This window comes from Mesorhizobium sp. ORM8.1 (genome assembly GCF_053005525.2).
The window spans coordinates 2,499,712-2,521,049 of record NZ_CM132600.1 but is presented as its reverse complement, the minus strand read 5'-3'; the positions used below and the strand labels follow the sequence as shown (position 1 = coordinate 2,521,049).

Below are 21,338 nucleotides of genomic sequence, written 5' to 3'. Positions count from 1 at the left end.
GCCGGAGGGGCAGAATGCTCGAGTTCTATTTTTCCTATTGTGGGGTGCTCAAGCGCCTGCGTAGCGGTGCACTCGGTGGCGAGATGGATCGCCTCGCGGAGCATTTTTTCACCCTCGGTTATAAGCGAGCGTCCGCCAAGATTTACTTGAGCCGGATTGCGCGCTTTAGCCAGTTTGCCGCAACGCGCTGTGGTCGGATGCCGATCCATCAAGATGTCGTCGACAGCTATTTATGCACGTTTACTACGGATTCTCCACGCATTGGGGCAGCATCGGCGCTGGGACATGCACGGCGAGTGGCTCCGGAGCGCTTCATTGCTTCCCCTCCCAAGGTAGATGATGATCCGGATACTCCGCTTCTGGCCTCATTTTCCGACTATTTGCGCAAGGTGCGAGGACTTGAGCCGAAGACCCGCGAAGGCGTTCTTCTGGGAGGCCGCCGCTTTCTGGATTGGTTCCGCCATCACCATCCCGGTCAAGACCTCGAGGCGTTGACGGCTGAGCACGTACTCGCTGCTGTCGAGCATCGGCTGTCGCTATCGGCGACCACCGGCACCCGCACGGCAGCGACTTCTCACATCCGAACATTTCTTCAGTTTTTATGTTGGGCTGGCCACCATGATCAGGATCTCGACCGCGTCGTCCCAAGGACGCCTCATTGGCGTTTGGCGCATTTGCCGCCGCGCCTTGCATGGGATGACGTTCGGCGGGCAATCGATGCGATCGGTGCAACGACGCCGGTCGACATCCGCGATCGAGCCGTCCTGCTGCTACTCGCCACCACGGGCATTCGCAACGGTGAGCTACGCGCCATTCAGCTGCAGGATATCGACTGGCGTGCTGGCGAGGTTTCTGTCCGGCGCACCAAGGGCAAGCGGGATCGGGTGGCGCCGCTGCTCGAGGAGACTGGCGCTGCGCTCGCCGACTACGTCCTGCGCGCTCGACCGAAAGTGGATAGTCCGTATCTGTTCCTGTCCTTCACGCCGCCCGTGGCACCGTTCAAATGCGCGTCGCCTGTTTCGAGGATCGTGCGGAAGCGGTTGCGACATGGCGGGGTTGAACTCGGGCAGGTCGCAGGTGCGCATCTCCTGCGCCACAGTCTCGCCACCCAGCTCGTCAAGCAGCGAAGGCTGATCAACGAGGTCGCCGATCTCCTGGGACACCGCAGCATCAATACAACGGCGCTGTACGTAAAGGTCGCGACCTCGCAACTTGCCGAGGTCGCACTCCCCTTTCCGGGAGGCGTGGCATGACCGCCTTTGCCCGATTCCTCCGCGAGAAGGCCGAGTGTTACATCGAGCTACGCCACTCCCTCGGCTATGCCTTCAGCAAGCAAGCCGGCACGTTGCGGGCCTTCGTGAGGTACGTTGAGCGCGCTCAGTTCGATGGGCCCGCCACTCGAACGTTGGCGCTGGATTTCGCGCTGTCGTTCAGCGGCGCCGCCAACAGCCGCGTCACTCGTCACGGCGTGCTCCGCCGGTTTTACGAGTATCTCGCCGTCTACGACGCGCGAACCGAAGTCTTGGAGCGCAGGGCTTTCCCCAGATCCAGAGCGATCCCGCCTCCGCGTATTCTCAGCGAGGCCGAGTTGGCATCACTCATCGACGCATGCGCCCGCATTTCGCCTAGCATTCCTCTGCGAGGGCGGACGATGGCGACGCTGATCGGATTGTTGGCGAGTTCGGGGCTGCGATCGGGCGAAGTAGTCGGGCTTGATCGATCCGACGTTGATCTCACCAACGGGGTTCTCCTCGTTCGGAAGACAAAGTTCCGCAAGGATCGTCTCGTTCCAGTTCACACGACAACCCAGGCTGCCCTTGGGTGCTATGCCCGTGAGCGCGACGCCGCTTTCCCCATACCCAAGGATCAGGGCTTCTTCCTCAGTTCCCGGGGCAATCGCCTCTCGGCGACCGGCCTGCAAAACGGCTTTGCCGAGGTCCGTAAACTCGCCGACTTTGATCGCGGTAAGCCGTTAAGGCCGCACGATCTCAGGCACCGATTTGCCGTGACCCGCCTCAGCCTCTGGCACCAACAGCGCTTAGACGTTCAGGCGCTATTGCCTTTGCTCGCCACATATCTCGGCCACGCCAGTTACAGCGACACGGCCTACTACCTCACGGGCTCGGCGGAACTCCTCGCCATCGCGGCTGAGCGTGCCGCCCTCGATGGAGGCGCAGCATGAGCGAAGACCTGCTCCTAGCGCCGCTCCTGGAGTCGTATTTCCGCCGGCGCCTGACCAAGCAGCGGAACGCGACTCCCGCGACCGTGGCCAGCTATCGGGACGCCTTGCGCATGCTGATCCTCTTTGCCGCCGCCCGATTGCGGAAGAAGCCCGCCGCCTTGGCGCTCGAAGAGCTTGATCGAGACCTCGTTCTCGCTTTTCTCGACGAACTCGAGGAGAAGCGGAACAATTCCGTCACCACGCGCAACGCCCGCTTGGCCGCGATCCGATCTTTCTTCCACCACGTCGCTGCCGCCGACCCGGCGTCCTTCGGCGTCGCCCAACGCGTGCTGACGATTCCCATTAAACGGACGCACATTGAGGTGACGTACCACCTCACCAAGGCCGAAGTGGACACCCTCATCGCGGCGCCCGATCCAAAGACGCCCCGTGGTCGGCGCGACCGAGCCTTTCTGCTCTTCTTGGCACGGACCGGCGCCCGGGTCTCCGAAGCCACCGGCGTCAACGCAAACGACCTTCAGTTGGAGCGGCCGCACCCACAAGTGCTGCTGCGCGGCAAGGGGCGCAGAGACCGCGTCGTCCCCATTGCTAAGGACCTGGCGCGGGCGCTGACATCCTTGTTGAGCGAGCGCGGGATCGCCCATCACGAGCCGCGACCGATATTCGTCGGCGCCCGCAACGAGCGTCTGACTCGTTTCGGAGCGACCCATATCGTGCGGCGTGCGGCCACCGAGGCCGTGCCTACCAAATCGGCCTTGGCCGACAAGCCCATATCGCCGCACATCTTCCGGCACTCCCTCGCCATGAAGCTTCTTCAGTCCGGCGTGGACCTTTTGACGATCCAAGCCTGGCTCGGGCACGCACAGGTCGCCACGACCCACCGCTATGCCACAGCGGATGTCGAGATGATGCGCAATGGACTCGAGAAGGCGGGCATCGAGGGCAATTACGGGGCGCGCTTCCGGCCCACCGATGCCGTTCTCCAACTGCTGAACTCCATCTGAATATTATGTGGCGGAGGCAAGCTGGGTTTGGCCGGCCCGAAAGGGGTCAGGGCGGCTCCGCCACATAATCTCGCCCGACACATAAATGCGGTTATGTGGCGCGCCACATAACCGTTCAGCGGGGCCGTTTACGTCTTCCGGGCGAAGCGGACTGACCGGATCAAGCTGATCTTCTGGGATGGCACCGGGGTCTGCCTCTATGCCAAGCGTTTGGAGGATGGGGAGTTCCGCTGGCCGAAAGTGCATGACGGCATGATGCGGCTCACGGCCGCGCAGCTCTCGGCGCTGCTTGAACGGCTTGACTGGCGGCGGGTCCACGAGGCGCGCCGGACCCGCGTTCCAGCCCAGGCCGGCTGACCCGCGACGAAGTGAATCAGCCTGGATTCCGCTGTCGCGGGCTGTCGGTGAATATGGTCTGATCCTGTCATGGCGATGACTGCTGACCAGCTTCCCGACGATCCGGACGCGCTGAAGGCGATGGTCCTGGCGCGCGACGTCGAGAATGCCCGTCTGATCCAGATCATCAAGGAATTGCAGCGTCACCGCTTCGGCCGGCGTGCCGAGACGCTGCCGGAAGACCAGCTTCTGCTGGGGCTTGAGGAAGCCGAGCAGATCGAGGCCGCCGGCGAGGAGGAGAACGAGCAGGCCGCTCCCACGGAACGTCGGGCAAAGACTGCCAAGCGTCGGGCCAACCGTGGCTCGCTGCCGGCGCATCTTCCTCGCGTGGAGATGGTCGTCGACATCGAGGACCATGCCTGTCCGTGCTGCCGCAACGACTTGCATCGGATCGGCGAGGACGTGAGCGAGCGGCTCGACATCGTTCCGGCGCAGCTGCGTGTGATCGTCGTGCGCCGCGCCAAATATGCCTGCCGCGCCTGCGAGGATGTGGTGGTTCAGGCTCCGGCGCCCGCCCGGCTGATCGAGGGCGGTCTGCCAACCGAGGCGACGGTCGCTCAGATGCTGGTGTCCAAATATGCTGACCACCTGCCGCTTTATCGTCAGGCGCAGATCTATGCCCGGCAGGGCATCAATCTCGACCGGTCCACGCTCGCCGACTGGGTCGGCCGCGCCGCCTGGCACCTGCGTCCGGTGCACGAGCGGCTGCTTGGCAAGCTGAAGTCCTCGCCAAAACTCTTCGCCGACGAGACGACCGCGCCGGTGCTCGATCCGGGCCGCGGCAAGACGAAGACAGGCCAACTCTGGGCCTATGCCCGAGATGACCGACCATGGGAGGAGCGACCCGCCGGGCGTTGCCTACGTCTATGCGCCCGACCGGAAGGCCGAGCGTCCAATCGCCCATCTCGCTGGCTTTGGCGGAATCCTGCAGGTCGACGGCTATGGCGGCTATCGCGTGCTGGCCGAAAAGAGTGGCGTCACGCTCGCCTTCTGCTGGGCACATGTCCGCCGACGCTTCTATGAACTGGCAGCAGCCGGTCCCGCGCCGATCGCCAGCGAGGCGCTGAGACGGATTGCCGAACTCTACAAGATCGAGGACGCCATCCGCGGCCGATCGGCTGACGAGCGCCGCGTGATGCGCCAGGAAAATAGCCGCGCTATTATCGCCGATCTCGAACCCTGGCTGCGCGAGAAGCTCGGTCTGATCAGCCAGAAGACAAAGCTCGCCGAGGCGATCCGCTACACGCTCTCACGCTGGGAAGGCCTCTCGCGCTTCCTTGACGACGGCCGCATCGAGATCGACAGCAACACCGTCGAACGCTCGATCCGTCCGATCGCGATGCGTGAGTCATTATGCACTCCCTCGTCAAGTATCTGTAAACATTGGAATCGTGTCCACGTCGGCAACGCGACACGGGCGACCTTTTCGGGCCACCGCCGTTTTGATCGACCCCGATGCCAAGTCGTCGGCACGGATTTGATAGGGTGCGCCAGGAACAACCTGTGCAGCAGGAAGAACGCCGGTTTTGATAAGGCGCCGTATCGCGTGATTTGTGACGCCTAAAGCCTTTGCTGCTTCGGTCATCGTGAGCCATTCACCGTCTTTTTCAGCGGATCGATAGGCATGGATTCCACGCACGCGCCGAACAGAAGAGACGCGGTGCGCCGTCCACGTTTTTCCTTGTCCAGTGGGTAATCCCATTCGATTGAGCGAGGCGGCGATATGCTCGTCAGACCAGCGACCGGCCATGCTGCGCATCACCGCCAAAGCGTCTTCGGTCGTCGCGCAACCGTGCTCGCCAGCTCGAGGCTTGCGAACCCGCAGTTCTGAGTGCTGGCCGCCCCGCCAATGGATCATGAGCACGACGTCCCGTACCGCGTCGTCGACATCGACGATGATGTCGGCGATCAAGGTTCGTAGCAGCTGCTGGCGCGCACGCATCGTCACATCAGGTCCATTCCAGGCTGCTGACAGGTTTTCTGCCATATTGGCGAAGGCACTGGGATCGACCTCAATGGCCGGTGGCCTGCCAGTAGGCTGGCGGGTTTCAAGATCTCGCAAGCGGCGCAGCGTGGTCTCCCAGCTTTTCTCCGCTGCGCGCTTCGGCGATTATCAGGATCACAGGCAGCGTAGCGACGCTCAGCAAGATTGGCCTCGTAACGGGCCTGCTGAAGTTCCAGGTCGAGGATCTGGCGTTGATCATCTTGTCGTTCCCGGTGCATCCGCTCCGCCTCGAATGCGGCCTCGATCGCCAAGGGTTCTACCGCTCGCAACAGCTCACGCGCAACAGCCACGTCAACCCGTGGGCCGCCGAAGGTCATGCACCTGGGCAAGCCCATCATCAGGTTTGGCTTGTCGCAGCGATAGACAGGTCGACTTTGCGGATTTCCGGTATAGGAAACGCTCAGTCGCCGCCCGCACCGTGCACACGTCATGATGCCTGACAGCAGCGCTTTCCCGCCGCGGCCGGATTTTACACCGCCGGCGCGACCGTAGTTGTTGAGTGCCAGCTGCTTCTGGTTTCGCTCGTACTCATCCCAGCTGATATATACCCTCGTGGTGATCCTTGATCATCACCTCCCAGGTTCCGATAGGCTTGCCATGCCCGTAGCTTCGCCGCGCTCGCCCGTCGATAATGGAGGTTCGCTTTTCGCTTTTGCCGTAAACGTAAACACCTGCGTAAAAGGGGTTTTTGAGAACGGCGATCACATTGCGATAACGGATCGGCAACCAGACGAAGCTGGTCATGCGGCCCTCATCAGAAGGTCGAGGGAAGTGGATCTGATCCGCCGTCATCGACAACAATACCTGGCGCGCGCTGCCGAGTTCACGGAAGCGCGCGAAGATCAGCCTGACTACCTCCTGCAGCCGTATATCTGGGTCGAGCCCAAGCCCAGCTTCGCGATGCCAAATATAACCGAACGGTACTGACAGGCGCAGCTCCCCCCGGCGCGCCTTGATCTGGCGGCGTCGAGCATCCGTGCCTTAAGCACGCCCAGTTCGAACTCGCTGATGCTTCCCTTCATGCCCAAGAGCAGACGATCATTAGGCAGGCAGGGGTTGTAGACGCCATCGTGGTCGATGACGCGGGCTTCGACAAGTCCACACAACTCGAGCAGATGATGCCAGTCCCGCCCATTGCGTGCGAGCCTCGATGCGTCCAGGCACAACACGGCGCCGATCTTGCCCGCACACAACCATGCAACCAGCCGATCGAAGCCGGGGCGCGCCACTGTTCCGCTTGCCGATCGGCCGAGATCGTCGTCGATGACTTCGATATCGGCGAAGCCGCGCTGTCGCGCAATGTCGACCAGATCATATTGCCGTCGCTGGCTCTCCAGGTTGGTCATGACCTGGGACTGCGTCGACTGGCGCACATAGACGACAGCCTTTCGCTTCAAGAGCGCAGCTGGGATCAGATCAGTGCTGATCATCATCGAGCTCCTCGACGACCAGACCGGCCGCCTGCATGAGGATTTGGGCGAGCGTCAGCAAGGCCTTCGCCCGCTCCACTTTGCTCATCCCCTCCAGCCTGTGGGGTTCGAATATCAGGCTCATCTGCCTGCCCGAGGTCGGTGCAGGCACGTTGTGCTGTTTCATCGACTTTCTCCCGTGCGATTCCATTCTCGCTCGGGAAGTTTGTGGAAACAGCGGCCGGCGTGACCAGCCTCTTCAGATCAGATAAGGCGGTGAGATCAACCTGTGGCGGGCCAAATGTCATGCCCGCGCAAGCGGCCGAATCATCCAGCCTGGAATCGATACGACAATGCCCGATGGGTATTGCACCTTGAGAAACTGGCCAGTTACCCGCTGCTCCACACGCCGCACGCTGACCTTTCGGCCAAAATATGGATGACAGCGATAATGAACTTCCACTTCGTCCCCGACATGGGCACAATGAACGGGTGATGGCGCTCAACCGCAAGAATGCGCTCTTCGCCGGTTCCGACGGCGGTGGAGAGCACTGGGCGACGATCGCCTCGCTCGTAGAAACCGCGAAACTCAACGGCCTCGACCCGTACGCCTACCTCACCGACGTCATCACCCGCATCGTCGCCGGCCATCCGCAAAGCCAGATCGACGACCTGCTGCCCTGGGCCTACACCCCCGCACCACTCAAGGCCGTGGCCTGAGAACAGCGGTTACCCGAGAGCGAGGTCTTGCCGATCTTCAGCCGCTCTGCCACCTGGCGCAGAGACAGGCCTGTTCACGGGTCAGCGCAGAATCGTCCGGATGTCCCTCACGCTCGTCGGTCTCGCTTGCTTCCGTCTTGGCAGGGCCCTCTCAACGTCTTCGTGAGACGCCAAAGTGGCTGCGAACTCGACGGATCCGAATGGACGCCGCACCACCCGATAGGCACCGGCAGATGTACTTTGAGAGCGAGTACGCTGCTGTTGTTAGCCATTTATGCGCGGCAAGAGGCACCAGCCGCTACAACTGAACTCTATTCAGAGTCTAAGTCTTACCTGCGGCGGGAGCCACCGGGCGACGTGCTCCTCGGCGATAGACCGAGATGTGACGTTGGGAACGTTCGGTGAAGGCGCCTCTGTCCCAATCTTCCCACCGCTCCACTAGCTCCAACCCAACGCATTCGGCCATGGTATCGAGTTCCTGGTGATAAACGTAGCGAATTCGCTGCGGCAAACGTCTCACCGAGTTGCCGGAGAACCAGAGAAGGGTTGAAACTAAGCTCTGCTCCAGCGGGTTGTGCACAGACACATTGAGGATTGTATTATCACGATCCACTAGCCGCACCGTTGTCGTGTTCTGGCCTCGGACGCGAGGATCCAAGTTTGGGACATCCAATTCAATTATTAAAACCCCATCATCATCTAGCGCTGCAACGGCAGATCGAAGGCAGGCTAACTGGTGTTCGCGCTTGAAGAGCAACGTGAAAGTGAAATAAACGCAATACACGACTCGGTAACGGTTCTCTGTTCTGAAATGGGCGATATCTCCCTGCCATGCCTCAACTAGCTTGGTACGCTTGGCAAGAAGTTCCAACATGCTGCATGAATTATCGATACCTTCAACCTTCACGCCCCGCTCACTCAACGGCACAGCCACTCGGCCGTCACCTATTCCGAGCTCGAGAGCATGGCCTCCCCCACAATACTGCTCAATTAGAGAAACGGTCTGATTTACCTCCGCCAGTTTCCCCTGTAGCCGAGTGTATTCCTTGTAAATCGGAGCGTAAAGGTCCCCGTATGTCGTCTCATCGATCATCTTATTTCTCTGCTCCGTTGGGTAATTTCTCGTCAGACCGCACGTCAATAAGTGTTCGTGGACTCTGCCTCGCATTCCAGAACGAAATCACTCCTGCATTGCCTTGATGATGTTATCAACTGGTAGAGAAAAATTTCCAAGAGAAAGCATCAATACGGACATTGCGCGATGTCCCCGCTGAAGGAACATCGAACTTCAAAGAGCAAAAAGCTTGCCAAGTCGAAAACGGTGTAGAATCAAATAGATATGGCTTTCGCTGCAACTGCCTGTTCTGTTTGTGACAAACATCGTCGCGCTTCCAACTGTTCGAGGGGGAGGCGAGCTGCGACGAGCTTGACCTACTGCGCTTGAAAGATTGGTTCATCCACTGCAGCAGCATGAGGCTCAGCTATCCGCGCCCGACTCAAAAGACCGCTCGACTATGCGCTAAGCGCTCCTTCGCGCCGAGGTCTCCAGAGCAATGAGCCACATGTGGAGAATGGTGACAAAGCTTGCGCATTCGTGCGCGGAATGCGCTTTGCAATGCAGACTTGAGAGACGCGCCTGACCACTTGCCCGGTGTCCACTTTTTCAGTCGATAGGAAGAGCCAGCGAGACCTTCGTCCGGTCCATGACGATCATCGTGCTAGATTTCTTTATTTCGGGATGTCCGAAAAGAAAGCGACGGGTGAATGCCTCGTAGTCCCCGATGTCTCGCACAGAAATCATGAGAACGAAATCGAAATCACCTGTCACACAGTAGGCGCTGATGATCTCAGGCGTGCGCCGAATCGCCTTTTTGAAGCGATCAATGACCTTTAGGCGATCGCGCTCCAGACTGACAAACACCAGCATGAGCATGGGCCGACCGACGGCCTCTGGCGACAGTATGGCTACATCAGCCTCAATTACACCAGCATCCCGCAGGCGTTTCAATCGGCGCTGACATGCGGTTGCTGAAACGCCTACAAGTTTGCTCAATGTTTCAGTGGTAAGGCGATTGTTGCGTTGCATGGCGACAAGAATCTTGCGGTCAACGCGGTCCAGGCTCATTGAATGATCTCTGCCGTGCATTGCTCAGGTGCCTGTACGCGGGCGCCGTACTCTGGTGGGCCTTGGCCATAGCGGAGCATCCCGTACGTCAGATGGGGCAGCGGAAGCTGAACAGCCACCGAACGTGTTGAGGGCGCCATAGTCGTTTCGCATAGAGAAAGATATAGGACTAATGCAAACTGCTGATTCACCAGTTCGCCGCCAAAGCGTGTTTACAAAATGTGCAACATAAAAGAAAAAGTCATGTTAAGTCATGTTATAAATTTGTGCCGTGTAGAACATCAGCCGCCGTAACGCCGTTGCCGAAAGCGGTCGTTTCAACAGCCGGTGAGCGTGCCCTCTACAAGGGCCAGAGAAGGTATAGAGCGAACGCCGAGCGGTGGCATCTTCTGCCGTTGGCGGAAACGTATACCGGCGGAGTACCCGAACTCTTTTGATGCGAGCAGCCCTCACGTCTCTGCAGCATGCTAATCCTGGACTCGCCGTCTGCATGCGCACCTAAGGGACGTGCATCGTTGAACACAGCTGGGCTGGGCGCCTGCCCCTGTCACCGAAGCCCCTGAGTTAATTGTCGCTGAACGGTTCCAAGCACGTCCTGATCTGTTTCTCGAAAAACGGGGCGACTACTGCAACTCTCGAGCGCGGCCCGCGCCATTTCCTGTTTCGACGGACTCCATATTGCGCAGCATCATTTCCGCGACATTCAAGGCGCGCCCTCCTTGCCTCGATGCCAGGCGAGCGTCGACGTCGGGATAGATAAAGAAGGGAAGGGAAATTCGGTCAGTCGGACCACTGTGCTCGACCTGGTGGGGGGTACTCTTGAAGCGGTCGTCGCTCAAGGCCTGAAACATGTCGCCCAAATTGACGACTAGACTGTCAGGCAGGCTCGGCACTGGAATCCAGCGCTCGTGGAACCACACCTGCAAGGAGAGCGTGGGGAGTTCTTCCTGCAGCAGCAGCGTGAAGAAGCCGCCATCGGTGTGCTTGCCGGCTACGCCGCCCGATGGATAACGGATCACGCGTTGCCCAAGCGTCGGTGGGCTGAAGTGTCGCTGGAACCATCCCTGTTCCATACCGATTAGGTTGGCGAGCGCCTCTCCGAGCTGCGGAACAACCCCGTTGACCATCTCAGCCTGCAAAGCAAGCAGGCTGCGCGCGAACCCGGGAGCCAAGGCGTCGTCCGGCAAGAGCGTGCATCCCGCAAAGGGACGCCGGTCGCTCTCATTCTCGATTCCAAGGTCAAATATTTCCTTGGGATCAGAGCCGGTCTGTGGATGCAGCACCTCACCGTGCAACGGACTATAGCCACGGGCGATCCTAGGGTAGACCTCCTGAAACCCGTGACCAAAACGTTCTTTGACCGAGTCTGGCAAAGCGAAAAAATCTCGGGAACTCTGGATTGATTGTGAGATTCTTTCTTTTGGGATGCCGTGCTCGATGAGATAGAAGAATCCGTACTCCTGGCATGCCGTGCAGAGTCGCGTGCGCTCTTCAATTCGAGTTGCGTCATCTGCCAATTTCGCCAGGGATATTTGCGGAAGGGTGGTCATAGCATTCATCCTATTCTTTCGGCATTGCGGACATCTAAGTGGCGCCCCCACCGTCTTCAATCACAGCAGATACGCGGCCTTGCTTGCCAGTAACTTCGCCTGGGCACCTTCCGTTTTCTTCTGCCAGACCCGAAGCATAACAATTCCAAATACCAGTTGTGTGAAATAATTATGAAATTGTCAGGGCACGTTTCACACCCGTACGAGGATCTTGCACTCTGGCCGTCAAACCCACCAACAAAACGCACACCACTGCTGAATTCGGTAGCCACCAATGAAACGAAACTTTCTGCACCATGGGACAACATCGCTTCGTCGGATGGGGAGGAAAATCCACTTGCGAGCGATGGGTTGCTTCGCCGCCGCGTTGGAAGGAAGCTTGTCAGTTGAAGATTTCAGCCGGCCGTGCTCTGCGGCTACGTCCCGTTCGTGATTGCCTTGCACGAGAAGGCGACCCTATTGCCGTCGCTCGCCGCCGAAAATTGCCCGCTGACCAGCCGAAGGCGCATTCCCCAAGCCACGGCTCCGAAACAAATGTAAGCGGGCCTCAGCATGTCGCGATGCCCCAAGCTGGTCGGGCACCACGACGGTCCGACGAGCGCTTGAGCCTCACGGCTGGCCGCACGCCTGGCGAGGATCATTGCGTGCGCAATGTCACGGTCACCGGGAAGCTAATCGGCCGCATCGGTCATCGCGCGAGGGAATCCTATTGGCCCTCGCCATGCCAGCGGTTTGCTCGCCGAGCCTGCCGCCCGCGGAAACAGCACAACTGGCCGCTGTTCGGATCCCGCTAGAAGATCTTCTGCACCATCAGCGCGAGGCCGTAAGCATTGCGCATGTCCAATCACATCTTGGGACCGGGATCATCGCCGCTCCAGCACATCGTCAAGCTCTGATGCGCGATTGTCTGTCCGGGGCTGCACCTATCTTACTGCGGGCGTCGGCGGTTCGCCGGCCACAAAGCGTCTGACATACCCCTGCCGTGGTCCCGCCTCCGCCGATGCGCGAGATATGCGCCGTCGCGGCGAGCGATTAAGCGACGCGCGCCTCCTCCTCGAGTGCGATCTGATGCGCGGGATGATCGAACCGCTGTTTCCTGAAGCCAGCGTAGATAGCGCATCGTCCAGCTCTTCTTTCGGGGATAGCTACGGCCGTGCTTGAGCATGAATGCGCTCACCTGCTGGCCGTGGACGCGCAGCGTCTCAACTGTCGCAGCTCGGGCTCGGATGAGATATAACGACCGGATTGTGGCAAACCGCGTTCCGGGTCCGTGCGCCCGTTGCCCCGATGACGCTCGGGGCGTCGAGCAAGTCGCCACACATGTCATTGGACTCCAGCCTGGAAGACAGAGCATATTGGCGCCCTGACGCACAAATACGGTCCCCCTTGGGCGGTCCCGGCACGCGCCCGCGCAGATAGGACCGCCGCAGTTTCGGCCGAGACGAAGCGACTTGCGGACCTTCTGCCACCGCATGTCAGCGGTGCCTATGTGGGGCTCGCGTGATCGAAGTATATGTGGCCGTAGTCTCGCGGCAAGGCCTCCCTGGCCGGGGTTCGTCCAGTAGACTCTCCACGCGATCCTTGAGGAAGCGGCGCCTCCACTTACCGACCGTATATTCGTGCACCCCCAGCTCAGCTGCGACCGCCTTGCTGGGAATGCCGTCGGCGCAACGAAGAATGATCCGGCACCGCTCGGACATGGATCGCGCCACACGCTGCCGACGCACCTGTCGTTCCAGATACTCGCGTTCTTCTCGCACCAGAACCAGAGGCGCCGTCGGTCGGCCTGTCGCGTTCGCCATCGCTGCACTCTCCATCGAATACGCGAATTGACGCAGGCGGCTCCTAGATTTCAGGCATGTAGAGCAGCAGTTTCTGCATTCCTGCGTCGGCGCCGCTGACTGAAACGCGGAAAGCGAACTCTCTTCTACCCTACTTTTCAGGGCAGTATCGCGGGTGCGGCCTCCTGTGCGAGTATGCACCAAGGGCTCGCCCAGGGTGCCGGTTTGGTTTGCATGAGCGATGAGCAACCTGCTCGCCTAAAAAGGGGCCCCAAGTGGCTCTCCATGGAGGTGGTTTGGCGATGGATATGACAACGAAACTCATCAGGCATGTTCTCGATTCTCGCTTAGAGACGATACCTGACGGCGCGCTTGAACGCGCTAAACTTTCCATCCTCGACACCATTGCGTGCGCGATTGGTGGATCGAACGATCCGATCGCGCGCAACGCCCGCCGACTGGGTGGGCTTTTCGGTGGCGAGCCAGAATGCACAGTGTGGATTTCCGGAGAGAAGGCTCCATCTGCCTTAGCGGCTCTTATCAACGCCACGACAGCCCGGGCCCTGGATTTTGACGAGACCTACGAGCTCTGCATCAATGGATGTCATGCCAGCGCCTATGACGTGCCACCGGCGTTGGCCCTTGCCGAACGTGACCCTTCTATAAGCGGAAGCGAACTACTGTCAGCCATCGCGACCGCTATGGATTTGCATATACGCCTAACTCTTAGCCTCACAAGCCAATCGATAGATACAGGTCGGGACAATATGGTCGCCGTATGGGGCACCACTGCGGTTAGCACCAAGTTGCTGCGGCTCGATGAAGAAAAAACTCGGAATGCGTTCGGGATTGCTTATGCGCATGCTGCCGGTGAAGCCCAAATGTACGCAGAATCTGCGCACAGTGTGTCGCTTCAGCAGGGACTTCGAGCTCGCTCCGGGATTGAGTCGGCTCTTGCGGCCATGGTCGGATTTACCGGTCCTCAGGATCCGTTCTTGGGGAAGTATGGGTTCTACAAGGCGTTCGAACCTGAACACGATTTCCATATGCTCACGGATGCCCTCGGATCCGAGTATGTAAACGCTTCGATTAGCTTTAAGCCTTGGCCGTCTTGCAGGGCTACACATCATGGGATTGACGGGCTGCTGGAACTGCGCCAGAAGCACAATTTTGCCGGGGACGACATTGTTTCTATTGAGCTTGGATTAAATCACCTGGCTGACCAATGTGTCGCCCAACCGCGAAACAAAAAGTGGGATCCAAAGGACCCTGTCGTGGCGCGCTTCAGTTTGCCTTACGTCGTTGCTGTCGCTGCACAATACGGAAGAGTCGGGATCGGGGACATGCTTCCAGAAGCATTTAGTGACACGGCGGTGCGTAGAGTCATGGCTGCCACAACGGTCAAAGTTGATCCGGAGATCGACCGCACTAACGGTCGGCATGGGAACTCGCCGACAATGTAAAGGTGAAGCTAAGTGGCGGGAGAGAGCATGTCCTTCGTGTCGACAAACCCTTCGGACATCCGGAAAAACCCGCATCGCTTGTCGACGGAATGCGAAAGCTCAAGGACTGCGCAGAGATGTCAGCATATTCGTTTTCCGACAAGAAGCTGGAATTAATCGGGGAGTTCATCGACGAGCTTCATAAGCAGCCTACGTTGGCACCGCTATTCAAGCTGCTGGTTGGCGATAATTAGCACTCGGCGCGAGTGAACCGCAACGGTCTAGTTTTACAAATTAAGGGGGCGGTTTCATGTGCTCAGCTCAGTCAAAGCCCGCCGTCGGGTCGACTTCACACGACTTTGGGCTCTTCGTCAGCGAGCTCGACTTTGGAGCCTTGTCGTCCGCAGACGTCAGCACTCTCAAGTTGGCAGTAATGGATTGTCTCGGTGGCGCCATTGCGGGTGCGCGGGAGCCTGTAACGAAGATCGTTGTCGAGAAGCTCCTATCTCAGTACAGCGGCAACAAAGCGACAGTTCTCGGCCATTCGGTTCAAAGTTCAGCGCTGGGTGCAGCGCTCGCCAACGGCGTCATGGCGCACGCTTGCGATTTTGACGACTTCAGCGAACCGATGTGTGGCCACCCTTCAGCGCCCGCGCTTCCTGCGATTTTAGCAGCCGGCGAACTTGTACGAAGTTCAGGCCAAGATATCCTTCTCGCATACGCCGCCGCTATCGAAGTGATGGCAAAACTGGGCCGCGCTTCGGGCTATGAACTTTACCTGGCAGGTTGGCACGCAACCTCTGCTCTCGGGGTTTTTGGCGCTGCTGCCGGCGCCTCGAAGATTCTGGGCCTTGACCCCGAACGCACAGCTGCCGCTATTGGAATCGCCGCTTCCCGTGCTGCTGGTATACGCGTGAATATTGGGACCATGGTAAAGCCGATGCACTGTGGTTTCGCAGCAAGGGATGGGTTAGAGGCTTCGCTTTTAGCTGCCGCAGGAGCCACCGCAAGCCCGGACGCGCTTGCCGGCACAACAGGGTTTTTTAACACCTTCGTGTCAAAGCTGTTGCATTCGAAAGACTTGGCTTCACTTCTAGGCAACCCGCTTGATGTCCGACAGCCGGGTATTATCTTCAAGAAGTATCCTTCGTGCTTGGATACTCATTCGGCCATTGATGCCATTCTCGACCTGCGCGCCAACTACGAAATCCGACCCGAACACATTCACCAAGTTCGTTGTGTGCTCGCTCCAGGCGTCGGTGGCGACCTAAGCTACAGTGCTCCCAAGGCCCCTTTGGAGGGCAAGTTCAGCATGGAATTTTGTGCTGCGGTCGCTTTGGTGCACGGGCGCGTTTCTTTAGCTGAATTCGCGCAAGAAGTGGTCAGGGATCCGGTCATCCAGCGGCTGATCAGCATCTCAAGGCTTGACTACGATCCTGCCCTAACCAATCAAGATCCGAGAAGCGCCTGTGCCGCCGCACGCGTTGAGATCACTCTCCAAGATGGACGCGTCGTGCAGAAAACCGTACATCACATGCGAGGTCATCCAGATAATCCCATGGCGAAATCTGAGTTTGTGTCCAAATTCGAGGACTGTGCGAAAGGAGTGCTCAGCCCCGACCGCACAACTCGAGCGCTTGCGATGATCCAGCAGTTGGACCAATTGCCAGATGTGTCCCTCCTCATGTCGGAACTAGTCGCTGAGTGAGTAGGGGCAGATAGACGCTGCGTCCTCGGGCGGGCCGAGCCGATCCTCGCCACAGGAGGACGAGCCGTGGCGGATTATGGAGAAGCATATGTCGGAGGCGATGTTTAGATGTTTCGTACCCATCCGGTGAAGACCGCAGACATACGTATCTGGTGGCCATGAGGACCTGAGCACCGGATTGCTGGGGTCAAGCTTTCGGTGGGGAGACGCGATGACATTCTTCGAGGAGGAGTTTGAGCTCCTCGAAGCCTTCATCGGTGAAGGCCAAGATCCCGTCGTCATCGTTGGCCCCGTACACCCAGATGACGCCGTCCTCGGGCTCGAGACCCAGGGTCAGGTCCTGGATGAGCGCTTCGCTGACGCCGAGTGCGCTGGCGACACGTTCGACGGTGTAGACGTGATGCACCTTATTGCGCTGCATGATCAGGCCGCCGCTGGTTGGGTCCGCAGTTTTGCGGACCTCCAATTCCATGGCAGCAGATCATCGATTTGATGGGCCGGATAGGCGGGCAGTCGGGCGAGGACGTCGGCGAGCCAGGCCTGCGGGTCGATATCGTTCATCTTGGCGCTGACGATCAGGCTGTAGAGAACGGCAGCGCGCTGTCCGCCGCGATCGGAACCGCAGAACAGCCAGGACTTTCTGCCGAGAGCCATCACCCGTTCATTGTGCCCATGTCGGGGACGAAGTGGAAGTTCATTATCGCTGTCATCCATATTTTGGCCGAAAGGTCAGCGTGCGGCGTGTGGAGCAGCGGGTAACTGGCCAGTTTCTCAAGGTGCAATACCCATCGGGCATTGTCGTATCGATTCCAGGCTGGATGGTGGATTCGGCCGCTTGCGCGGGCATGACATTTGGCCCGCCACAGGTTGATCTCACGGCCTTGTCTGATCTGAAGAGGCTGGTCATGCCGGTCGCTGTTTCCACAAACTTCCCAAGCGAGAATGGAATCGCACGGGAGAAAGTCGATGAAACAGCACAACGTGCCTGCACCGACCTCGGGCAGGCAGATGAGCCTGATATTCGAACCCCACAGGCTGGAGGGAATGAACGAAGTGGAGCGGGCGAAGGCCTTGCTGACGCTCGCTCAAATCCTCATGCAGGCCGCCGGTCTGATCGTCGAGGAGCTCGATGATGACCAGCACTGATCTGATCCCAACTGCGCTCTTGAAGCGCAAGGCCGTCGTCTATGTACGCCAGTCGACGCAGTCCCAGGTCATGACCAACCTGGAGAGCCAGCGACGGCAATATGATCTGGTCGACATTGCGCGACAGCGCGGCTTCGCCGATATCGAAGTCATCGACGACGATCTCGGCCGATCAGCAAGCGGAACAGTGGCGCGCCCCGGCTTCGATCGGCTGGTTGCATGGTTGTGCGCGGGCAAGATCGGCGCCGTATTGTGCCTGGACGCATCGAGGCTCGCACGCAATGGGCGGGACTGGCATCATCTGCTCGAGTTGTGTGGACTTGTCGAAGCCCGCGTCATCGACCACGATGGCATCTACAACCCCTGCCTGCCTAATGATCGTCTGCTCTTGGGCATGAAGGGAAGCATCAGCGAGTTCGAACTGGGCGTGCTGAAGGCACGGATGCTCGAGGCCGCCAGGTCGAAGGCGCGCCGGGGGGAGCTGCGCCTGTCGGTACCGTTCGGGTACATCTGGCATCGCGAAGCTGGGCTTGGGCTCGACCCAGATATACGGCTGCAGGAGGTAATCCGGCTCATCTTCGCGCGCTTCCGTGAACTCGGCAGTGCGCGCCAGGTGTTGTTGTCGATAACGGCAGATCAAATCCACTTCCCTCGACCTTCTGATGAGGGCCGCATGACCAGCTTCGTCTGGCTGCCGATCCGTTATCGCAATGTCATCGCCGTTCTCAAAAACCCATTTTACGCAGGTGTTTACGTCTACGGTAAAAGCGAAAAGCGAACCTCCATTGTCGACGGACGAGCGCGGCGAAGCTACGGGCATGGCAAGCCTGTCGGAACCTGGGAGGTGATGATCAAGGGTCATCACGAGGGTTATATCAGCTGGGATGAGTACGAGCGAAACCAGAAGCAGCTAGCACTCAACAACTACGGTCGCGCCGGCGGCGTAAAATCGGGCCGCGGCGGGAAAGCGCTGCTGTCAGGCATCATGACGTGTGCACGGTGCGGGCGGCGACTGAGCGTTGCCTATACCGGAAATCCGCAAAGTCGACCGGTCTATCGCTGCGACAAGCCAAACCTGATGATGGGCTTGCCCAGGTGCATGACCTTCGGCGGCCCACGGGTTGACGCGGCTGTTGCGCGTGAGCTGTTGCGAGCGATAGAACCCTTGGCGATCGAGGCCGCGTTCGAGGCGGAGCGGATGCACCGGGAACGACAAGATGATCAACGCCAGATCCTCGATCTGGAACTTCAGCAGGCCCGTTACGAGGCCAATCTTGCTGAGCGCCGCTACGCCGCCTGTGATCCCGACAATCGCTTGATAGCTGCACAGCTGGAGAAAAACTGGGAGACGACGCTGCGCCGCTTGCGGGATCTTGAAACCCGCCAGCCTACTGGCAGGCCACCGGCCATTGAGGTCGATCGCAGTGCCTTCGCCAATATGGCAGAAAACCTGTCAGCAGCCTGGAATGGACCTGACGTGACGATGCGTGCGCGCCAGCAGCTGCTACGAACCTTGATCGCCGACATCATCGTCGATGTCGACGACGCGGTACGGGACGTCGTGCTCATGATCCATTGGCGGGGCGGCCAGCACTCAGAACTGCGGGTTCGCAAGCCTCGAGCTGGCGAGCACGGTTGCGCGACGACCGAAGACGCTTTGGCGGTGATGCGCAGCATGGCCGGTCGCTGGTCTGACGAGCATATCGCCGCCTCGCTCAATCGAATGGGATTACCCACTGGACAAGGAAAAACGTGGACGGCGCACCGCGTCTCTTCTGTTCGGCGCGTGCGTGGAATCCATGCCTATCGATCCGCTGAAAAAGACGGTGAATGGCTCACGATGACCGAAGCAGCAAAGGCTTTAGGCGTCACAAATCACGCGATACGGCGCCTTATCAAAACCGGCGTTCTTCCTGCTGCACAGGTTGTTCCTGGCGCACCCTATCAAATCCGTGCCGACGACTTGGCATCGGGGTCGATCAAAACGGCGGTGGCCCGAAAAGGTCGCCCGTGTCGCGTTGCCGACGTGGACACGATTCCAATGTTTACAGATACTTGACGAGGGAGTGCATAATGACTCACGCATCGCGATGCCGCGCAGGGCTCGCTCGGCTGCATTGTTCGACAGGCAGATCCGCCCATCAGCGAGGAAGCGGGTGAAGGATGACCAGCGGCGCAGCATGTAGTTGAAGGCCTTGCTCAGATCGTGTCCGCGCGAAAGCTTGTCGCGCGTCTCGATCATCCAGCGCTCAAGCTCGGTGACTAAGCGCGCGCTCCGCTCCTGGCGCACGGCGTGGCGTTGGGCCGGCGACAGGCCGTTGATCGCGCGCTCGATATCGAACAGGGCATCGATGCGCTTCACGGCTTCAACCGCCAGCGGATAGACCAGGTTGGGTTTCTCGCTGCGCGCCTTCTTGCGCGCCGCCGCTTCGATATCGGCCAGCTCGAACACTTTGCGCCGGCTGTGAGCCCAGCAGCTGGCTTCCATAACAGGCGCCGGCTGACGACCCGTCGCATAGAGATCGCCATAACCGCCATAGGCATCGGCCTGCAGAATGCCGCTCCAGCCGGCGAGATGCGCCGCGGGATGTTCGCCTCGGCGATCGCGGGAATAGTAGAACACCGCCGCCGGCGGATCGGCGCCGCCGAACGGTCGGTCATCGCGCACATAGATCCATAATCGGCCGGTGTCGGTCTTGCCCTTGGCCAGGACCGGAACGGTCGTATCGTCGCCGTGCAGACGTGAAGCGGACAGCACATGGGCTTCGAGCCGCTTGAACAGCGGTATCAGCGCCGCGGCGCCGGCGCCGACCTGGTCGGCGAGCGTCGACAGGCTGAGCGGCACGCCTTCGCGGGCATAGCGTTCAGCTTGGCGATTGAGCGGCTGATGCTGGCCGAACTTCTCGAACAGGATCATCGCCAGCAGGCCGGGACCGGCCCAGCCGCGCGAGGTGGCGTGGAACGGCGCCGGAGCCTGGCTGATCGCCTCGCAGTCGCGGCAGGTGAACTTCTCCCGCACGTGCTGGATCACCTTCCATTGCCGCGGCACCACCTCCAGCGTCTCGGTGATATCCTCACCCAACTTGCGCAGCCGATGACCGCCGCAGCAGTGACAAGCGGTCGGCGCCGGCTCGACCATGCGTTCGCGCGGCAGATGCTCGGGAAATGGCTGCCGCGTAGGTCGCTTGCGCGCATAAGGCGCCACCTCGGTGGTCCGGGCCGCGGCCTGCTCGGCGGCGATCTCGTCTTCCGTCGCGGTGCTCTCGAGTTCCTCGAAGGTGAGCTCCATCTGGTCGTGCAGGCGGGCTGAGCGTTCAGAACTCTGACCATGGAGCGCCCGCTGCAGCTTCCGGCCTCATCTTCGGCTCTGGCCAGCGCCGCGCTCAGCGCCGCTCTCACCGCGCCAATATCGTCGGGAACAGCATCCTGGGCGGTGGCAACCATGCCCTGGAGTGAATCATAAAACGAGTCCGCTGACTCGCGGAAAATGGCGCAAACTCAAAGAAAAACTCAGCCCGCGCGCTGCGGTCGGAACGTGTGGCGCGGGTTGCGCCAATCGATCCCGTCGAGCAAGTAGGCAAGCTGCGCCGGTGATATCGAAACCGTGCCGTCGGCCGGCGACGGCCATAAAAACCGGCCCTTCTCGAGCCGTTTTGCATACAGCGACATGCCGAGCCCATCATGCCAGATAATCTTGATCAGATTGCCGCTGCGGCCGCGGAAGACATAAAGATCGCCGGCATGCGGTTATGTGGCGCGCCACATAACCGTTCTTATGTGTCGGGCGAGATTATGTGGCGGAGCCGCCCTGACCCCTTTCGGGCCGGCCAAACCCAGCTTGCCTCCGCCACATAATATTTCATGCCTCTC

At 59.8% G+C, this 21,338-nt stretch carries 14 protein-coding genes and 7 pseudogenes; 10 read left to right on the top strand and 11 right to left on the bottom strand.

What is annotated here, in order from left to right:
* Positions 1-14: 14 nt before the first annotated feature.
* From ACVDG8_RS12905 to tnpC (ACVDG8_RS12885), 5 genes and pseudogenes are all read left to right on the top strand, one after another.
* Positions 15-1,253: a site-specific integrase gene (locus ACVDG8_RS12905; protein ID WP_447255008.1), complete on the top strand. Its 1,239-nt coding sequence runs from the start codon at positions 15-17 to the stop codon at positions 1,251-1,253.
* Positions 1,250-2,182, top strand: coding sequence for a tyrosine-type recombinase/integrase (locus ACVDG8_RS12900; RefSeq protein WP_447255007.1), 933 nt, complete (start codon positions 1,250-1,252; stop codon positions 2,180-2,182). Before ACVDG8_RS12905 ends, ACVDG8_RS12900 begins: the two co-directional genes overlap by 4 nt.
* Positions 2,179-3,186, top strand: a complete 1,008-nt coding sequence (locus ACVDG8_RS12895; RefSeq protein WP_447255006.1) for a tyrosine-type recombinase/integrase — start codon at positions 2,179-2,181, stop codon at positions 3,184-3,186. The genes ACVDG8_RS12900 and ACVDG8_RS12895 overlap by 4 nt, the downstream gene beginning before the upstream one ends.
* 159 nt (positions 3,187-3,345) lie before the next feature.
* Positions 3,346-3,543, top strand: a complete 198-nt coding sequence (tnpB, locus tag ACVDG8_RS12890; protein ID WP_455707833.1) for an IS66 family insertion sequence element accessory protein TnpB — start codon at positions 3,346-3,348, stop codon at positions 3,541-3,543.
* A 69-nt stretch (positions 3,544-3,612) separates the two neighbouring features.
* A pseudogene (gene tnpC, locus ACVDG8_RS12885) lies at positions 3,613-4,969 on the top strand (IS66 family transposase); the annotation flags it as partial.
* Here tnpC (ACVDG8_RS12885) and ACVDG8_RS12880 read toward each other — a convergent pair.
* Together ACVDG8_RS12880 and ACVDG8_RS12875 are read right to left on the bottom strand one after the other, a co-directional pair.
* Positions 4,949-7,017, bottom strand: a pseudogene (locus ACVDG8_RS12880) (recombinase family protein). The pseudogenes tnpC (ACVDG8_RS12885) and ACVDG8_RS12880 overlap by 21 nt on opposite strands.
* On the bottom strand, positions 7,004-7,183 hold the full coding sequence (locus tag ACVDG8_RS12875) for a hypothetical protein (RefSeq protein WP_447255013.1): 180 nt from the start codon (positions 7,181-7,183) through the stop codon (positions 7,004-7,006). The pseudogene ACVDG8_RS12880 and the gene ACVDG8_RS12875 overlap by 14 nt, the downstream one beginning before the upstream one ends.
* A 302-nt stretch (positions 7,184-7,485) precedes the next feature.
* On the opposite strand from ACVDG8_RS12875, the pseudogene ACVDG8_RS12870 reads away from it, so the two are divergent.
* A pseudogene (locus ACVDG8_RS12870) lies at positions 7,486-7,716 on the top strand (transposase domain-containing protein); the annotation flags it as partial.
* Between the two features lie 322 nt (positions 7,717-8,038).
* Here ACVDG8_RS12870 and ACVDG8_RS12865 read toward each other — a convergent pair.
* The 5 genes and pseudogenes from ACVDG8_RS12865 to ACVDG8_RS12845 all read right to left on the bottom strand — a co-directional run.
* A complete protein-coding gene (locus ACVDG8_RS12865; protein WP_447255012.1) occupies positions 8,039-8,809 on the bottom strand; it encodes a class I SAM-dependent methyltransferase in 771 nt (256 codons plus the stop codon).
* Positions 8,810-9,379: 570 nt separating this feature from the next.
* Entirely contained in the window at positions 9,380-9,841 is a 462-nt protein-coding gene (locus ACVDG8_RS12860; protein ID WP_447255011.1) for an Lrp/AsnC family transcriptional regulator, read from the bottom strand.
* A gap of 623 nt (positions 9,842-10,464) precedes the next feature.
* Complete coding sequence (locus ACVDG8_RS12855; RefSeq protein WP_447255001.1) at positions 10,465-11,391, bottom strand: 2-oxoglutarate and iron-dependent oxygenase domain-containing protein; 927 nt, start codon at positions 11,389-11,391, stop codon at positions 10,465-10,467.
* Positions 11,392-12,441: 1,050 nt separating this feature from the next.
* Positions 12,442-12,622: pseudogene (locus ACVDG8_RS12850) on the bottom strand (IS110 family transposase); the annotation flags it as partial.
* Positions 12,623-12,926: 304 nt separating this feature from the next.
* Positions 12,927-13,193: pseudogene (locus ACVDG8_RS12845) on the bottom strand (helix-turn-helix domain-containing protein); the annotation flags it as partial.
* Between the two features lie 287 nt (positions 13,194-13,480).
* Between ACVDG8_RS12845 and ACVDG8_RS12840 the strand changes: the two are divergent.
* Positions 13,481-14,635 carry an MmgE/PrpD family protein gene (locus ACVDG8_RS12840; protein WP_455707727.1) on the top strand — a complete coding sequence of 385 codons (1,155 nt, stop codon included), beginning with the start codon at positions 13,481-13,483 and terminating at the stop codon, positions 14,633-14,635.
* A 373-nt stretch (positions 14,636-15,008) separates the two neighbouring features.
* The gene (locus tag ACVDG8_RS12835) at positions 15,009-16,322 is read left to right on the top strand and encodes an MmgE/PrpD family protein (protein WP_455707722.1); all 1,314 of its coding nucleotides are present in this window, start codon (positions 15,009-15,011) and stop codon (positions 16,320-16,322) included.
* A 187-nt stretch (positions 16,323-16,509) separates the two neighbouring features.
* On the opposite strand, the gene ACVDG8_RS12830 is transcribed toward ACVDG8_RS12835, so the two are convergent.
* Both ACVDG8_RS12830 and ACVDG8_RS12825 read right to left on the bottom strand, forming a co-directional pair.
* Positions 16,510-16,743: a hypothetical protein gene (locus tag ACVDG8_RS12830; protein ID WP_447255009.1), complete on the bottom strand. Its 234-nt coding sequence runs from the start codon at positions 16,741-16,743 to the stop codon at positions 16,510-16,512.
* A 2-nt stretch (positions 16,744-16,745) separates the two neighbouring features.
* Positions 16,746-16,982, bottom strand: a pseudogene (locus ACVDG8_RS12825) (transposase domain-containing protein); the annotation flags it as partial.
* A gap of 306 nt (positions 16,983-17,288) precedes the next feature.
* Here ACVDG8_RS12825 and ACVDG8_RS12820 point away from each other — a divergent pair.
* The gene (locus ACVDG8_RS12820) at positions 17,289-17,468 is read left to right on the top strand and encodes a hypothetical protein (RefSeq protein ID WP_023703238.1); all 180 of its coding nucleotides are present in this window, start codon (positions 17,289-17,291) and stop codon (positions 17,466-17,468) included.
* Complete coding sequence (locus ACVDG8_RS12815) at positions 17,455-19,527, top strand: recombinase family protein (RefSeq protein ID WP_455707726.1); 2,073 nt, start codon at positions 17,455-17,457, stop codon at positions 19,525-19,527. Before ACVDG8_RS12820 ends, ACVDG8_RS12815 begins: the two co-directional genes overlap by 14 nt.
* 24 nt (positions 19,528-19,551) lie before the next feature.
* On the opposite strand, the pseudogene tnpC (ACVDG8_RS12810) reads toward ACVDG8_RS12815, so the two are convergent.
* Together tnpC (ACVDG8_RS12810) and tnpB (ACVDG8_RS12805) are read right to left on the bottom strand one after the other, a co-directional pair.
* Positions 19,552-20,912, bottom strand: a pseudogene (gene tnpC / locus ACVDG8_RS12810) (IS66 family transposase); the annotation flags it as partial.
* A gap of 66 nt (positions 20,913-20,978) precedes the next feature.
* The gene (gene tnpB, locus ACVDG8_RS12805) at positions 20,979-21,158 is read right to left on the bottom strand and encodes an IS66 family insertion sequence element accessory protein TnpB (RefSeq protein ID WP_455707832.1); all 180 of its coding nucleotides are present in this window, start codon (positions 21,156-21,158) and stop codon (positions 20,979-20,981) included.
* Positions 21,159-21,338: the final 180 nt, after the last annotated feature.

Excerpts from the sequence above, each read along its gene's own strand:
- ACVDG8_RS12875 (WP_447255013.1), bottom strand. The coding sequence starts at position 7,183 with ATGAAACAGCACAACGTGCCTGCACCGACCTCGGGCAGGCAGATGAGC.
- ACVDG8_RS12865 (WP_447255012.1), bottom strand. The coding sequence starts at position 8,809 with ATGATCGATGAGACGACATACGGGGACCTTTACGCTCCGATTTACAAG.
- ACVDG8_RS12840 (WP_455707727.1), top strand. The coding sequence starts at position 13,481 with ATGACAACGAAACTCATCAGGCATGTTCTCGATTCTCGCTTAGAGACG.
- ACVDG8_RS12895 (WP_447255006.1), top strand. The coding sequence starts at position 2,179 with ATGAGCGAAGACCTGCTCCTAGCGCCGCTCCTGGAGTCGTATTTCCGC.
- ACVDG8_RS12815 (WP_455707726.1), top strand. The coding sequence starts at position 17,455 with ATGACCAGCACTGATCTGATCCCAACTGCGCTCTTGAAGCGCAAGGCC.
- ACVDG8_RS12860 (WP_447255011.1), bottom strand. The coding sequence starts at position 9,841 with ATGAGCCTGGACCGCGTTGACCGCAAGATTCTTGTCGCCATGCAACGC.
- ACVDG8_RS12905 (WP_447255008.1), top strand. The coding sequence starts at position 15 with ATGCTCGAGTTCTATTTTTCCTATTGTGGGGTGCTCAAGCGCCTGCGT.
- ACVDG8_RS12855 (WP_447255001.1), bottom strand. The coding sequence starts at position 11,391 with ATGACCACCCTTCCGCAAATATCCCTGGCGAAATTGGCAGATGACGCA.
- ACVDG8_RS12900 (WP_447255007.1), top strand. The coding sequence starts at position 1,250 with ATGACCGCCTTTGCCCGATTCCTCCGCGAGAAGGCCGAGTGTTACATC.
- ACVDG8_RS12830 (WP_447255009.1), bottom strand. The coding sequence starts at position 16,743 with ATGCAGCGCAATAAGGTGCATCACGTCTACACCGTCGAACGTGTCGCC.
- ACVDG8_RS12820 (WP_023703238.1), top strand. The coding sequence starts at position 17,289 with ATGAAACAGCACAACGTGCCTGCACCGACCTCGGGCAGGCAGATGAGC.